This is a genomic window from Curtobacterium sp. Arg-1, assembly GCF_025643395.1.
Classification (GTDB): Bacteria; Actinomycetota; Actinomycetes; order Actinomycetales; family Microbacteriaceae; genus Curtobacterium; species Curtobacterium poinsettiae.
In genome coordinates, this window is sequence record NZ_CP095731.1 from 2,844,292 (window position 1) to 2,858,027 (window position 13,736).

The 13,736-nt window shown below is 69.8% G+C and carries 12 protein-coding genes; 8 read left to right on the forward strand and 4 right to left on the reverse strand.

All coding sequences use genetic code 11. The features are described 5' to 3' along the window. Positions 1–18: 18 nt before the first annotated feature. From MXD64_RS13470 to MXD64_RS13485, 4 genes are all read left to right on the forward strand, one after another. A complete protein-coding gene (locus tag MXD64_RS13470; RefSeq protein WP_214532206.1) occupies positions 19–2,028 on the forward strand; it encodes a glycoside hydrolase family 127 protein in 2,010 nt (669 codons plus the stop codon). Then, positions 2,025–3,341 (forward strand): ABC transporter substrate-binding protein, encoded by a 1,317-nt coding sequence (locus tag MXD64_RS13475; RefSeq protein WP_259494050.1) that lies wholly within the window; start codon positions 2,025–2,027, stop codon positions 3,339–3,341. Before MXD64_RS13470 ends, MXD64_RS13475 begins: the two co-directional genes overlap by 4 nt. A gap of 77 nt (positions 3,342–3,418) precedes the next feature. Continuing rightward, positions 3,419–4,387, forward strand: a complete 969-nt coding sequence (locus MXD64_RS13480; protein ID WP_017888392.1) for a carbohydrate ABC transporter permease — start codon at positions 3,419–3,421, stop codon at positions 4,385–4,387. A 4-nt stretch (positions 4,388–4,391) separates the two neighbouring features. After that, a complete protein-coding gene (locus tag MXD64_RS13485) occupies positions 4,392–5,345 on the forward strand; it encodes a carbohydrate ABC transporter permease (protein WP_263136569.1) in 954 nt (317 codons plus the stop codon). A 252-nt stretch (positions 5,346–5,597) separates the two neighbouring features. Here MXD64_RS13485 and MXD64_RS13490 read toward each other — a convergent pair whose 3' ends face one another. Then, complete coding sequence (locus MXD64_RS13490) at positions 5,598–6,647, reverse strand: LacI family DNA-binding transcriptional regulator (protein WP_017888390.1); 1,050 nt, start codon at positions 6,645–6,647, stop codon at positions 5,598–5,600. A gap of 180 nt (positions 6,648–6,827) precedes the next feature. On the opposite strand from MXD64_RS13490, the gene chvE reads away from it, so the two are divergent. From chvE to mmsB, 3 genes are all read left to right on the forward strand, one after another. Continuing rightward, positions 6,828–7,955: a multiple monosaccharide ABC transporter substrate-binding protein gene (gene chvE, locus MXD64_RS13495; RefSeq protein WP_017888389.1), complete on the forward strand. Its 1,128-nt coding sequence runs from the start codon at positions 6,828–6,830 to the stop codon at positions 7,953–7,955. Between the two features lie 106 nt (positions 7,956–8,061). After that, positions 8,062–9,615, forward strand: a complete 1,554-nt coding sequence (gene mmsA / locus MXD64_RS13500; RefSeq protein WP_017888388.1) for a multiple monosaccharide ABC transporter ATP-binding protein — start codon at positions 8,062–8,064, stop codon at positions 9,613–9,615. Continuing rightward, the gene (gene mmsB / locus MXD64_RS13505) at positions 9,602–10,783 is read left to right on the forward strand and encodes a multiple monosaccharide ABC transporter permease (RefSeq protein ID WP_017888387.1); all 1,182 of its coding nucleotides are present in this window, start codon (positions 9,602–9,604) and stop codon (positions 10,781–10,783) included. The genes mmsA and mmsB overlap by 14 nt, the downstream gene beginning before the upstream one ends. 81 nt (positions 10,784–10,864) lie before the next feature. Here the strand turns inward: mmsB and MXD64_RS13510 are convergent, their stop codons facing one another. After that, on the reverse strand, positions 10,865–12,205 hold the full coding sequence (locus MXD64_RS13510; RefSeq protein ID WP_263136570.1) for an alpha-amylase family glycosyl hydrolase: 1,341 nt from the start codon (positions 12,203–12,205) through the stop codon (positions 10,865–10,867). Between the two features lie 81 nt (positions 12,206–12,286). Between MXD64_RS13510 and MXD64_RS13515 the strand changes: the two genes are divergently transcribed. Further along, the gene (locus MXD64_RS13515) at positions 12,287–12,685 is read left to right on the forward strand and encodes a DUF3253 domain-containing protein (RefSeq protein WP_017888385.1); all 399 of its coding nucleotides are present in this window, start codon (positions 12,287–12,289) and stop codon (positions 12,683–12,685) included. A gap of 22 nt (positions 12,686–12,707) precedes the next feature. Here MXD64_RS13515 and MXD64_RS13520 read toward each other — a convergent pair whose 3' ends face one another. Beyond that, positions 12,708–13,094 (reverse strand): hypothetical protein, encoded by a 387-nt coding sequence (locus MXD64_RS13520; protein WP_156463826.1) that lies wholly within the window; start codon positions 13,092–13,094, stop codon positions 12,708–12,710. A gap of 11 nt (positions 13,095–13,105) precedes the next feature. Then, positions 13,106–13,699 carry a nucleotidyltransferase domain-containing protein gene (locus MXD64_RS13525; RefSeq protein ID WP_052481899.1) on the reverse strand — a complete coding sequence of 198 codons (594 nt, stop codon included), beginning with the start codon at positions 13,697–13,699 and terminating at the stop codon, positions 13,106–13,108. Positions 13,700–13,736: the final 37 nt, after the last annotated feature.

Consider the following 13,736-nt stretch of genomic DNA (forward strand, 5'->3'; position numbering starts at 1 on the left):
ACATCGCAAGGAGGCGACATGACCACCACGCTCGCGACCGATCGCGGCGCGCACACCGCGACCCCGGTCCTCCCGACCGCCGACGCGCACCTCACGCTCCGGCCGCTGCCGACCGGCGACGCCCGGATCACGGGCGGCTTCTGGGCGCTCCGACAGGAGCGCAACGGCCGCGACGCCGTGCGGAGCGGCTACCAGCAGCTCGAGACGGCCGGTAACTTCCGCAACCTGCGCATCGCCGCGGGGCTCGAGGAGGGCGAGGCCGTCGGCCCGATCTTCATGGACTCGGACGTGACGAAGTGGCTCGAGGCCGTGGCGTGGGAGTACGGCCGCGCCCCCGCCGAGGACCTGCTCGACCTGCAGCGCGAGGTCACCGCGCTGTACGCCCGGGCACAGGCCGAGGACGGGTATTTGGACTCCGTGCAGCAGGTCCGCGGCAAGGGCGAGCGGTACACGGACCTCAAGTGGAGCCACGAGATGTACTGCGCCGGGCACCTGTACCAGGCGGCCGTGGCCCAGCACCGTGCGACGGGCGACACCGGGCTCCTCGACGTCGCGATCAAGAACGCCGACCACCTGGTCCGCACGTTCGGCGACGGCACCGCCCCGGACGGCACGCCGAAGACCCGCGACGTCGACGGCCACCCCGTCGTCGAGATGGGCCTGGTCGAGCTGTACCGCGAGACCGGCGACCGCGCCTACCTCGACCTGGCGCACTGGTTCGTCGATGCCCGGGGCCACGGGATCATCGAGCGCGCCGGCGGCGAGCCGACGTACTTCTCCGACCGGGTGCCGAGCCGCGAAGCCACGACGGTGGAGGGCCACGCGGTCCGCGCCGTGTACCTGGCCGCGGGTGCCGTGGACGTCGCGATCGAGACCGGGGACACCGAGCTCCTCACCGCGAGCGAGACGCAGTTCGCGGACATGATGGCGACGAAGGCGTTCATCACCGGCGGCCTCGGGGCTCGCTGGGACTGGGAGGCGTTCGGCGACCCGTACGAGCTGCCGACCGACCGCGGCTACGCCGAGACCTGCGCGGCGATCGGCGGGGTGCAGTGGGCCTGGCGCCTGCTGCTCGCGACCGGCAAGCCCGTGTACGCGGACGCGATCGAGCGCCTGCTCTACAACGCGTTCCTCGCCGGGGTGAGCCTGGCCGGCACCGAGTACTTCTACGTGAACCCGCTGCAGCAGCGCGACCACGCCCACCAGGACGAGAACCGCTCCCCCGCCCACGGGCGTCGCGGCTGGTTCGACTGCGCCTGCTGCCCGCCGAACATCATGCGGACCTTCGCGAGCCTCGACGGCTACCTGGCGACCGCGACGGACGGCGGGTTGCAGATCCACCAGTACGCCACCGCGGACCTCGGTCCGGTGCGCGTCGACACCGACTCCCCGCACGACGGCCGCGTCCGCGTCACGGTCACCGAGGACGGCCCGCTCGCCCTGGGCCTGCGGATCCCGGCCTGGTCGGACACCACGACCGTCACGGGTCCGGACGGGTCCGCGAACCCCACGGCGGGCACGCTGCACGTCGTCGACCGCGAGTGGTCGGCGGGCGACACCGTCGAGCTCGTCTTCGACACGACACCGCACCGGTACGTCGCCGACGCCCGCATCGACGCCGCCCGCGGGCAGGTCGCGATCGAGCGCGGCCCGCTCGTGTACGCGGTCGAGCAGGCGGACCAGCAGGGCTTCACGGTCGACGACCTGACGGTCGACGCCGACGCGCCGATCACCGAGGAACACCGCGACGACCTGCTCGACGGCGTCGTCACGCTGCGGATCCCGGGGCACGCCCCGGCCGAGCACGTGCAGCCGGCCTGGCCGTACCAGCGTCTGGACGGGCCGGGAGGCGCGACCACGGCCCGCGACGCGACCAACGTCGACGACGTGGCCGGTCTGCAGGGCGCCACCACGGGCCTCCAGGCCGGTCGCGACGTCCACGACGTCACCGCGACCGCGGTCCCGTACTACGCGTGGGCGAACCGGGGAGCCGCGCCGATGCGCGTCTGGCTCCCGCTGGCGCGGTGACCGGCGTGGACCGCCGTGCGTTCCTCGTCGGCGGCGTCGCCGGCGGGGCAGCCCTCGCCCTGGCCGGGTGCTCCGGCACCCTGCCGAAGGTCGTCGCGAAGCCCGCGAGCTTCGGGAAGGACGCGACCGGCACGGTGCAGGTGTGGTGCCGGTCGGCGACCCAGGCCGGCCTGACGTCGGCCGTCGCCGGGTTCAACAAGGCGAACCCGGAGCTGCAGGTCCAGCTGACCCCGGTGCCGGACGCGCAGTACGTGACCAAGCTGGCGACCGCGATCCGCGGCGGTGAGCCACCGGACGTCGTGGACATCGACGACATCAACTCGCAGCTGTTCATCTTCCGCGAGGCGTTCGCCGACCTGACCGACGTCGTCAAGAACCTGGACTACTTCGACGCGATCTCGCCGGGGCACCTGCGCCTGCTCGAGTACCGCGACCGGTACTACGGGCTGCCGTACCTGGCGGACAACTCGCAGCTGTTCGTCAACACCGAGCTGTTCGAGCGTGCGGGCCTCGACGTCGAGGAATCGACGAAGGACCTGTCCACGCTGCTCGACGCGGCGAAGGCCATCCGGAAGCTCGACGACGACGTGTACGGCTGGTCGATCTCCGGCAACGCCGCCGGCATCATCGGCTTCGTCACGCAGCCGCACGTCTGGGCGACCGGCGTCGACATGATGACCGGCGAGGTCGGCTCCCAGCGGCCGAACATCACCGGCAACGAGGCCCTCGAACGCATGCTCGAGTTCTACCGGCAGCTGTGGAAGGACGGCGTGCTGTCGAAGGCGACGTACTCCGACGCCGGCACCACGTGGGGTGCCGACTTCCGGGCCGGCAAGGTGGGGATCTTCCCGACCTCGTACGGGGCGACCGTGCCCGCGGCCACCAAGGCGATGCGGGCGAAGATGCAGACGGTGCTCATCCCGTCGTGGGACGGCCAGCGGTCGTTCTTCGACGGCGGCGACAACATGTGCATCCCGAACGGGGCGGCGAACCCGTCCGGTGGGTGGGCGTTCATGCAGTACGCGAACGCGCTCCAACAGCAGCAGGCACTGCCGGACGGCGGGTACTTCCCGACGCGGTCCGACGCCGCCACCCCGGAGTACCGCAAGCGGTTCCCGCTGGCGTACGGCCCGCTCGACGCCATCGAGAAGGGCTACGCACCGCAGACGCTGGCGTACAACCTGCTCAACAACCAGCCGTCGTCGCCGTACTTCGCGATGTTCCGCGAGGCCGTGTTCGGGTCGGGGAGCGCTGCCGCCATGCGGACGGCGCAGTCCGACTACCAGCGGATCCTCGACCAGGTGCAGGCCTGAGCCTGCCTGCTCGCTCGTCTCGCTCGTCTCGGGCTCTGGCTCGTCTCGCTCTTGTTGATGCACAGAGAGGTGCACGCATGTCGACCATCTCCACCCGGCGTCCCGCCGGCCGGACCGGCCCGGGCCGTCCAACCGTGGGCCGCGGCCCGGGGCGCGGCGGCTCCGCCCGGACCCGCAACTCGCTCACCCACCCGCCGCGCACCGGCGCCGTCCTCGTCGCCCCGGCGATCCTGTTCGTCGCCGTCTTCGTGCTCGTCCCGCTCGTGTTCGCGCTCTACATCTCGTTCACGAACTGGCCCCTGATCGGTCCGTACCGGTTCATCGGGCTGCAGAACTACCTGACGCTGTTCCAGGACCCGACGTTCGTGCACGCGATCGGCTACACGCTGCTGTACACGGCGATCGTGACCCTGCCGATCCTGGCGCTCGGGTACTTCCTCGCCGTGCTCGTCCGGGCCCGCCGCCGGGGCAGCACGATCCTGCGGACGGTGTTCTTCCTGCCGTACGTGGTCGGGCTGACGACGCTCTCGTTCATGCTCGTGCTCGAGGCGCAACCGAACTCCGGGGCCGTCAACATGGTGCTCAGGTGGCTCGGGATCACCGACGGCAGCACCGCGTGGCTCGTGAACGGCCCGCTGGCGACGGTGCTCATCTGCGTGCTCGTGGTCTGGGCGGTGTCGGGCTTGACGATGGTGCTGCTCATGTCGGCGATGCAGGGCGTCCCCGACGAGGTCTACGAGTCCGCGCAGCTCGAAGGGGCGTCCTGGTGGCAGACCGAACGCCTCATCACGTTCCCGATGATCCGCTCCACCGTCGCACTGAGCGTCATCATCTCGGTGATCGGGTCGCTGCTGGCGTTCAACCAGTTCTACATCCTGACCCAGGGCGGGCCGGGCACCGAGACCACCACGATCGTGAACGCGATCTACAACCGCGGGTTCGTGAACCTGCAGCTCGGGGCAGCGACCGCCCAGTCGATCGCCCTCGTCGTGGTGATCGCCGCCGTGACGGTGTTCCAGTTCTGGGCACTGCGAGAGAAGGACTGACGCCATGAGCACCACGACCTCCCGTGCGGCCCTCGCGGCGCCGGACCTGTCCACCAGGACCCTGACCACCACGGGCGACGGCCGACGTCGGCGCCACCAGCAGGGCAGCGTCCAGCACCCGCGCGACACCACCGTCAAGCGCACCCTGTACGCCATCGCCGGCATCGGTTCCGCGCTCGTGTTCGGCGTCCCGCTCATCTGGTCGATCCTGCGGGCGTTCCAGTCCGAGGCCGTCATCACGCAGGCCCCCGACCCGGCGACGTTCTTCCAGCTCGGGTGGCAGAACTTCGCCGCCGTGTTCGCCTCGTCGTCGCACCTGCTCACCGGCGTCGTGAACTCGCTCATCGTGTCGATCGCCACGGCGGTGCTGACCGCGGTGATCGCGACGATGGCCGGCTACGGCTTCGCCCGCTTCCGGTTCCGGGGCGCCGGGCTCGTGTTCGGCCTGGTGCTGCTGACGATGATGGTGCCGTTCCAGGCCATCCTCACGCCGCTGTACCTCGAGATGAACGCCATGGGGCTGACGAACTCGCTGCTCGGGCCCGTGCTGTTCTACACGACCGTGAACCTGCCGTTCGGGGTGTTCGTGATGCGGAACGCGTTCGAGTCGATCCCCACCGAGCTCGAGGACTCGGCCTTCGTCGACGGGGCCTCGCGCTTCCGGGTCGTCGTGTCGGTGCTCCGCCCGCTCCTGCTGCCCGGGGCGGCGACCGCGGCACTGTACGCGTTCCTGGCGTCGTGGACGGAGTTCCTCGGAGCGCTGACGTTCCTGACGAAGGACTCGCTGTACACGCTGCCGGTCGCGCTGCTCAACCTGCAGACCGGGGCGTACGGGCAGGTGTCCTACGGCAACCTCGTCGCCGGGTCGGTGGTGGCGATGATCCCGTGCATCGCGCTGTACGTCGGGTTGCAACGGTTCTACGTCGCCGGGCTGTCGTCCGGGGCGTTGAAGGGCTGACGGTCGGGTCAGCTCGGGGTCGTGCGCGGCCTCGCACCGTGCGCGGCCCTTCGGTCCGTGCGGGGTCGTGCGCGGCTTCGCACCGTGCGCGGCCCCTCAACCGGTGCGGGGTTGATCGCTCGGTGCGGGACTGTAGCGCCGCACCGAGCGATCAACCTCGCACCGGCCGCACAACGCTGCACCGTGCGCCGCGGGCCGGCGCACGGAAGAACCCCGCACCACCCGCACACCGCCGCACGGTGCGAGGGGGCGCTACGTGCTGCGCCGCACCACCAGCTCGGGCGCGAGCAGCGTCTCGTCACGGGGCTCCCCCTCGACCAGGGCCCGCACGGTGTCGAGCACCCGCTCCCCCATCGCCCGGAAGTCCTGTCGCACGGTGGTCAACGGCGGCGTGAAGTGCGCGGCCTCGGGGACGTCGTCGAAGCCCACGACCGCGATGTCGTCGGGCACCCGCAGCCCCTCGTCGGCGAAGGCGTGCAGCACCCCGAGCGCCATCTGGTCGTTGCCCGCGAAGACCGCGTCGACCGTCCCAACGTCGATGTGCCGGGCAGCTGCGAAGCCGCTCGCCGGGGTCCAGTCGCCCTCGAGCACGACGGGTTCGAGCCCGGCGTCCTGCATGATCCGCACGTAGGTGGCACGGCGGACCTCGGACTCCTGCGACACGTGCGGTCCGGCGATGTGCACGATCCGGCGGTGTCCGCGGTCGAACAGGTGCTGCATCACGAGCGAGGTGCCGGCGGCCTGGTCGATCGCGACCGCGGCGACGCTCGGCGCAACCGGGTTCCGGACGGCGTCGCGCTGCACCGCGTTCGACACCACGACGGGCACCGTGACCGGCACGGTGAGCGAGGCGAGGGCGTCGAGCACCCGGTTGTCGGCGGCGACGAGCACGATCGCGGCGACGTCCTGCGCGAGCAGCGTGGTGAGCGCGCCGGACAGGTCGGACGGCGTCGGTTCCTCGGGCAGGGTGGACAGCAGCACGTGGTACCCGGCGGACCGCGCGGCCCGTTCGAAGCCGATCGAGGTGCTCGACGGTCCGTACAGCGCGTCGCCGGCGGTGATGATGCCGAGCGCCTTGCTCCGCCCGCCGGCGAGTGCCCGGGCGGCGGCGCGGGGCCGGTACCCGAGCGCGGTGACGGCGTCGGTGACCTGCGTCCGGTACTGCTCGCGGACGGTCGGGTCACCGTTGATGACACGCGAGACGGTCTGGTGGGACACGCCCGCGCGTTCGGCGACGTCGAAGATCGTCGGGGCCTTCCGGCGCTTGCCGCCCGTGCCCTCGGGGGCGGTCCTGGTGCTCACGTGGCCAACCGTACCGCTCGGTCCGGCCACCGCGGCAAGATCACGAAACGGCGACGCTGAGTTGACACCCCGTCACGGAACCCACAAGATGTGAGCGCTCACACGAGCGCATCCCGCGGGGCACAGCAGCCCCGGCACCCGACCGCGTCGAGGACGACGCGAAGGAACAGAGGTACTTCGATGATGAAGCGCAGGATCATCGCGGGCGTCGCAGCCGTCGGCATCGCGATCTCGCTGGCCGCTTGCTCGGCCGGCGGCCGTGCATCCACCGATGGTGGCGGCAGCGGCGACAACAAGGGCGCCCTCGTCGGCGTCGCCATGCCCACCAAGGTCTCCGAGCGGTGGATCAAGGACGGCAACGCCGTCAAGAGCGACCTCGAGAAGGCCGGCTACAAGGTCGACCTCGAGTACGGCGACAACAAGGTCCAGCAGCAGGCCCAGCAGGTCAGCAACATGATCACCAAGGGCGCGAAGGTCCTGATCATCGCGTCGATCGACGGTGGCGCGCTCTCCGACCAGCTCGACGCCGCCGCCAAGGCCGGCATCAAGGTGATCTCGTACGACCGCCTGCTCACGGGCAACAAGAACGTCGACTACTACGTGTCCTTCGACAACGAGAAGGTCGGCGTCGACCAGGCGAACAGCCTGCTCACCGGCCTGGGTGTCCTCGACGCGGACGGCAAGAAGACCGGCGAGAAGGGCCCCTTCAACATCGAGGTCTTCGCCGGCTCGCTCGACGACAACAACGCCGGGTTCTTCTTCAACGGCGCCATGAAGACGCTCAAGCCGTACCTCGAGGACGGCACGCTGAAGATCCAGTCCGGCCAGGACAAGCTGTCCCAGGCCGCGACGCAGCAGTGGGACCCGGCCACGGCCAAGGCCCGCATGCAGAACCTGGTCGCCAAGTCCTACTCGGGCGGCACCACGCTCGACGGCGTGCTCTCGCCGTACGACGGCATCTCGATCGGCATCATCTCGGCACTGCAGGGTGCCGGGTACGGCACGAGCGACCGTCCGCTCCCGACCGTCACGGGCCAGGACGCCGAGGCCGCCTCGGTCAAGTCGATCATCGCCGGGCAGCAGTACTCGACCATCTACAAGGACACGCGCAAGCTCGCCAAGCAGTCGGTCACCATGGCCGAGGACCTGCTCACCGGCAAGAAGCCCGAGGTCAACGACACCAAGAGCTACGACAACAAGGTCAAGGTCGTCCCGACCTTCCTGTTCCAGCCGACGGTCGTCACGAAGGACAACTACAAGGAAGTCCTCGTCGACTCGGGCTACTACACCGAAGCCGACCTGAAGTAGTCAGGGCCCATCTCTCGGACCGGAGGCGCGGTGCCAGCTGCGCACCGCGCCTCCAGTCCGTCTCCACCAGCGCGCGCACGCGCGCGCACGACGGAAAGGCGTCCACATGGCGGACACCATCCTCGAGATGCGGGACATCACCAAGACGTTCCCCGGCGTCAAGGCCCTGCAGGGGGTCACGATCGAGGTCGAGCGCGGCCAGGTCCACGCGATCTGCGGCGAGAACGGCGCAGGCAAGTCGACGCTGATGAAGGTGCTGTCGGGGGTCTACCCGGCCGGCTCCTTCGACGGCGAGATCCTGCTCGACGGCGAACCCGTGCGGTTCGCCAACATCAACGACTCCGAGGCCGCCGGCGTCGTCATCATCCACCAGGAGCTGGCCCTCAGCCCCTTCCTGTCGATCGCTGAGAACATCTTCCTCGGCAACGAGCAGTCCAAGGGCGGCTTCATCGACTGGAACAAGACGAACCTGACGGCAGCCGAGCTGCTGGGGCGCGTCGGGCTGAAGGACAACCCCGTCACCAAGGTCGTCGACCTCGGTGTCGGCAAGCAGCAGCTCGTCGAGATCGCGAAGGCGCTCTCGAAGGAGGTGAAGCTCCTCATCCTCGACGAGCCCACCGCCGCGCTGAACGACGACGACTCCGCGCACCTGCTCGAGCTCATCCGCTCGCTGCAGGCCGAGGGCATGACGGCGATCATCATCAGCCACAAGCTCAACGAGATCAAGGCGATCGCGGACAAGGTCACGATCATCCGCGACGGCAAGACCATCGAGACGCTCGACATGCGGGCCGACGACGTGTCCGAGGACCGGATCATCCGCGGGATGGTCGGCCGTGACCTGTCGAACCGGTACCCCGAGCGCGAGAACCCCGTCATCGGCGAGGAACTGCTGCGGATCGAGGACTGGACCGTCCACCACCAGCTCGACTCGTCGCGCGAGATCATCCACCGGGCCAACCTGAACGTCCGGGCCGGCGAGGTCGTCGGCATCGCCGGGCTGATGGGTGCCGGCCGCACCGAACTCGCGATGAGCGTCTTCGGCCAGTCGTACGGCACCGGCATCAGCGGCACCGTCTACAAGCGCGGCACGCCGATCAAGACGCACACCGTCTCGCAGGCGATCGACAACGGCATCGCCTACGTCACCGAGGACCGCAAGCGCTACGGCCTGAACCTGATCGACGACATCAAGCGGAACATCTCCGGGTCGGCGCTCGGGAAGCTCGCGAACTGGGGGTTCGTGAACTCCTCGGAGGAGACCACGGTCGCGAGCCAGTTCCTCAAGAGCCTCAACATCAAGGCGCCGAACGTCGACGTCGTGACGGGGAAGCTCTCCGGCGGGAACCAGCAGAAGGTCGTCCTGTCGAAGTGGATGTACGCCGACCCCGACGTGCTCATCCTCGACGAGCCCACCCGCGGCATCGACGTCGGCGCGAAGTACGAGATCTACACGATCATCAACCAGCTCGCCGACCAGGGGAAGGCGGTCATCGTGATCTCCTCCGAGCTCCCCGAACTGCTCGGCATCTGCGACCGCATCTACACGCTCTCCGAGGGCACCATCACGGCCGACGTCCCGCGCTCCGAGGCGACGCCCGAGGTCCTCATGCAGTACATGACCCAGGAACGGGAGACCCCTGTCAATGAACGCGCTTAAGTCCGCCGTCGGCTACCTCACCGGGCAGCTCCGACAGATCGGCCTGTTCATCGCGCTGATCGTCATCGTCATCTTCTTCCAGGTGACCACGAACGGCATCACGCTGGCCCCGATCAACGTCTCGAACCTGATCGTCCAGAACAGCTACATCCTCATCCTGGCCATCGGCATGGTGATGGTCATCATCGCCGGGCACATCGACCTGTCGGTCGGTTCGGTGGTCGCCTTCACCGGTGCCATGGCCGGCGTGATGATCACGCAGTGGAACATCCCGTGGCCCATCGCGGTCGTGCTCTGCCTGGTCGTCGGCGCCCTCGTCGGTGCCTGGCAGGGCTTCTGGATCGCCTACTTCGGGATCCCGGCGTTCATCGTGACGCTGGCGGGCATGCTCGCCTTCCGCGGCGCGGCCCAGATCGTGCTGCAGAACCAGCAGATCTCGCCGTTCCCGACCGGCTTCCGCTCGCTCGGCTCCGGCTTCCTGCCGTCCTTCGGCACCACCGGGTACGAGCCGCTCACGATGATCCTCGGCTTCGCCGCCGCGGCCGTCATGGTGATCGCAGCGTTCCGCGGTCGCATCACGCGTCGCAAGTACCAGCTCGAGAGCGAGCCGTTCGCCTGGTTCATCGTGAAGACGGCCTTCGGCGCCGTGCTCGTGATCTACGTGGCACTCCTGCTCGCCAGCTACAACGGCACCCCGATCGTGCTCGTCGTGCTCGGTGCGCTCGTGGTGATCTACTCGGTCGTCATGCGGAGCGCCGTGTTCGGCCGCCACATCTACGCGATCGGTGGCAACGCGCTGGCCGCGCAGCTGTCGGGTGTGAAGACGAAGCGGGTCACGTTCCTGCTCTTCGTCAACATGGGTGTCATCTCGGCCCTGGCGGGCGTGGTCTTCACCGGCCAGCTCAACCTGGCGGCTCCGGGCGCCGGCAACGGCTTCGAGCTCGACGCCATCGCCGCCGTGTTCATCGGTGGCGCTGCGGTCACCGGCGGCATCGGCACCGTGCCGGGCGCCATCGTCGGCGGTCTCATCATCGGCCTGCTGAACAACGGCATGTCGATCCTCGGTGTCGGCACCGAGTTCCAGTCCCTGATCAAGGGTCTGGTGCTGCTCGCCGCCGTCGCGTTCGACGTGTTCAACAAGCGCCGGGCGGCGTCCGCCCGCAAGTAGGGAGCGCGCGCGTTCGCGTTCGCTCGTTCGCTCGGTGAGCAGAAACGGTCGGATCCTCGATGGGGACCCGACCGTTTCTGCTCACGAACGCGACAGGACGGCCCACCCCCAGGCCGGGAGGCGCAGGGTCCCGTCCCCGACATCGGCCCCGCCCGCCTCGACCTGCGTCGCGTCGGCCACGGGCACCTCGACGGGGTCGTCCGCCAGGTTCAGGGCGGTCACCACGGCGGCGTCCGCCGTCGCGGTCCGCAGCACCACGGCGGTGTTGGTCAGGTGCACGACGTCGGTGTGTGCCCGGTGCAGCCACGGGTTCCGGCGGCGCAGGGCGATGAGCGCCTCGTACGCGTGCGTCAGGTCCGTCGGCGCGGGCACCTCGGCCGGGAACTCCGGGCGGACAGCGTCGTCGCCGCCCTCGCGTTCCTCCTTCACACCGGTCCAGCCGTACTCGTCACCGGCGTAGACCACCGGCGTCCCCGCGACCGTGAACAGCACCGCGGCGGCGTGCCCGGCGAACCGCTCCCCCACCGCGCTCGCGATCCGGGTCACGTCGTGGTTGCCGACGAACGTGGTCGGGGCGAAGGTGGCGAGCAGGGCGTCGTGCCGCTCGATCGCGTGCGCGAGCTCGTGGCCGTTGCCGTCCGCGATGCCGTGCCAGATCCCCTGCCACAGCTCGTACTGGGTGAGCGAGTCCATCGTCGAGTCGCGTGCGATCGCCGCCGCGTCGCCGTGGATGACCTCACCGCTGAACCAGGCGTCCGGGAACCGTTCCCGCACCCGTGGCAGCACCCGCGCCCAGAACGCCGGCGGCACCGCGTACGCCGCGTCGAGCCGCCAGCCGTCGATCCCCCGCTCCAACCAGTGCGTCATGACCTGCACCACGAGGTCCTCGGTGGCGCGGCTGCCGTGGTCGAGCGCGACGAGGATGTCGTGCCCCTCGAACAGCCCGACGGGCACGGGCTCCCCCGGCTGCCAGCCGGACCAGTCGATGGCGAACAGGTCGGCGGTCGGTGCTTCGGGGCCCTGTTCCGACAACGCGGTGAAGGCCGGGTGCTCACGGCCGACGTGGTTGAACACCCCGTCCAGCAGCACCTGCACGCCCCGCTCGTGCGCCGCGGCGACCAAGGCGTCGAAGTCGGCGTCGTCGCCCAGGCGCGGGTCGATGCGGAAGTGGTCGACCGTGTCGTACCCGTGGGTCGAGCTCGCGAACACCGGGCCGAGCAACAGCCCGTTCAGGCCGAGGTCGACGACGTGGTCGAGCCACGCGGTCAGGCGGTCGAGGCGGTGTTCGAGCGGACGCTCCCCCACCGGTGCCGTCGGACGGACCTCGGCGCCGACGAAGCCGAGCGGGTAGGCGTGCCACCACATCACGTGCTGGGCCCAGGCGGGCTCGGACGGGCGGGCGGGGACGGTGTCGGGGTTCACCGCTCCGATGCTGCCAGGCGCACCTGGACCGCGTGCGTGGTCGCTGTGCACCGCCCTGCCGGGCAGGACGAGGATGGGGCCATGGGACGGGCGATCAGGACGGAAGCCGATGCGTCGGCGTCGGAGTCGGCACACGCCGAGCGCACCTGCGCCTCGTGCGGGCGACGGATGCCGTCGTCGGCGGCGCCCGAGGCGAAGTGGTGTTCCGGAGCCTGTCGTCGACACGGCCTCGACGACACCGACCGGGCTCTGGAGCAGCGCATCGACGAACTGCTCGCAGCCCGGGCACGGACCTCGAGCATCTGCCCGTCCGAGGTCGCACGCTCGCTGGACCCGGACGACTGGCGACCGCTGATGGAGCCGGCACGGCGAGCCGCCCGGCGCATGGTCGCGCGCGGCGAGGTCGAGATCACCCAGGGCGGGTCCGTCGTCGACCCGTCGACCGCCAAGGGTCCGATCCGCATCCGCCGTCCGCGGTGATCCGGGTCGCGGCGCGCCTGTTTCAGGTGCGCTCGTGAACCGTGCGGATGAGCCGTTCGAGCGCGGTCACCAGCGCCCGTGTCTTCTCCTGGGTCACGCGCGACGTCGAGTACTGGAAGTTCGTCTTCTCATCGGTCAGACGCTTGAAGTGCAGGCCGGGTCGCGTGTCCGGTGCGCAGGCCTGGTCGAGCAGCCGACGAGCGGCAGCGTGGTCGTCACCGAGGTGGTGGTAGCCGAGGATCGCACCGCAAAGAGCGTCCGACGCCGCGATCCCGCCGAGCACAGCGTTCGCACCGGCGGCCTTCCAGTCCGCGTGACTCGTCGACTCGACGTAGAGGAGCGCGACCTCGAGGTAGGACTGCGCTTCGTCTCGGCGCATCGCGACTGCGGCCCTGTCGACGGCGCGCACGCGGGCGCCCATCAGATGTACGTCCTGATCTCCTCGCCGAAGACTGTTCGGGCTTCTTCTCGCCACGACCCGACGAGCGGGTCTCCCTCGGCCACGAACCGACGGAGATCAGCGCGGGTCACGTCGAACACCTGGCACTCGTTGCCGGTCCACCGCCGGACGAGGTCACCGAGGCGGACGACGACGTCGGTGTCGACGGTCTGCTCGAAGACGACGAGGAGGTCCAGGTCGGACGCCGGCGTCGCGGTGCCCCGGGCGACTGACCCGAAGATCGAGACCGAGAGGACCCCGGCCTCCGCCGACTCGACGTAGGCGCCGATCCGACGTTCGAGTTCGTCGCCTGCTTCGAGGCCGAGTTCCACCGCTGGCCAGAGCAGGTGTTCCCGGTTGACCCGGTAGGCGGAGTGCTGGAGACCACGCTCGACCTGCACGAGCCCTGCTGCCTCGAGCTTGTCGAGCGCGCGTTTGATGCCGGTGTGCTGCGCAGCGCCCGCGACCCGCGCCACCTGGCGTCCGGTCATGCCGGAATCGGTCCGGGCGAGGACGCGGAGCGCGTCAGCCTGCGTGGCCCCCAGCAGTGTGGCGAGTGGTTTCACGAGTTGCATGTCGATGCCTCCGCAAGAATTGTACCGATCAGCGGTA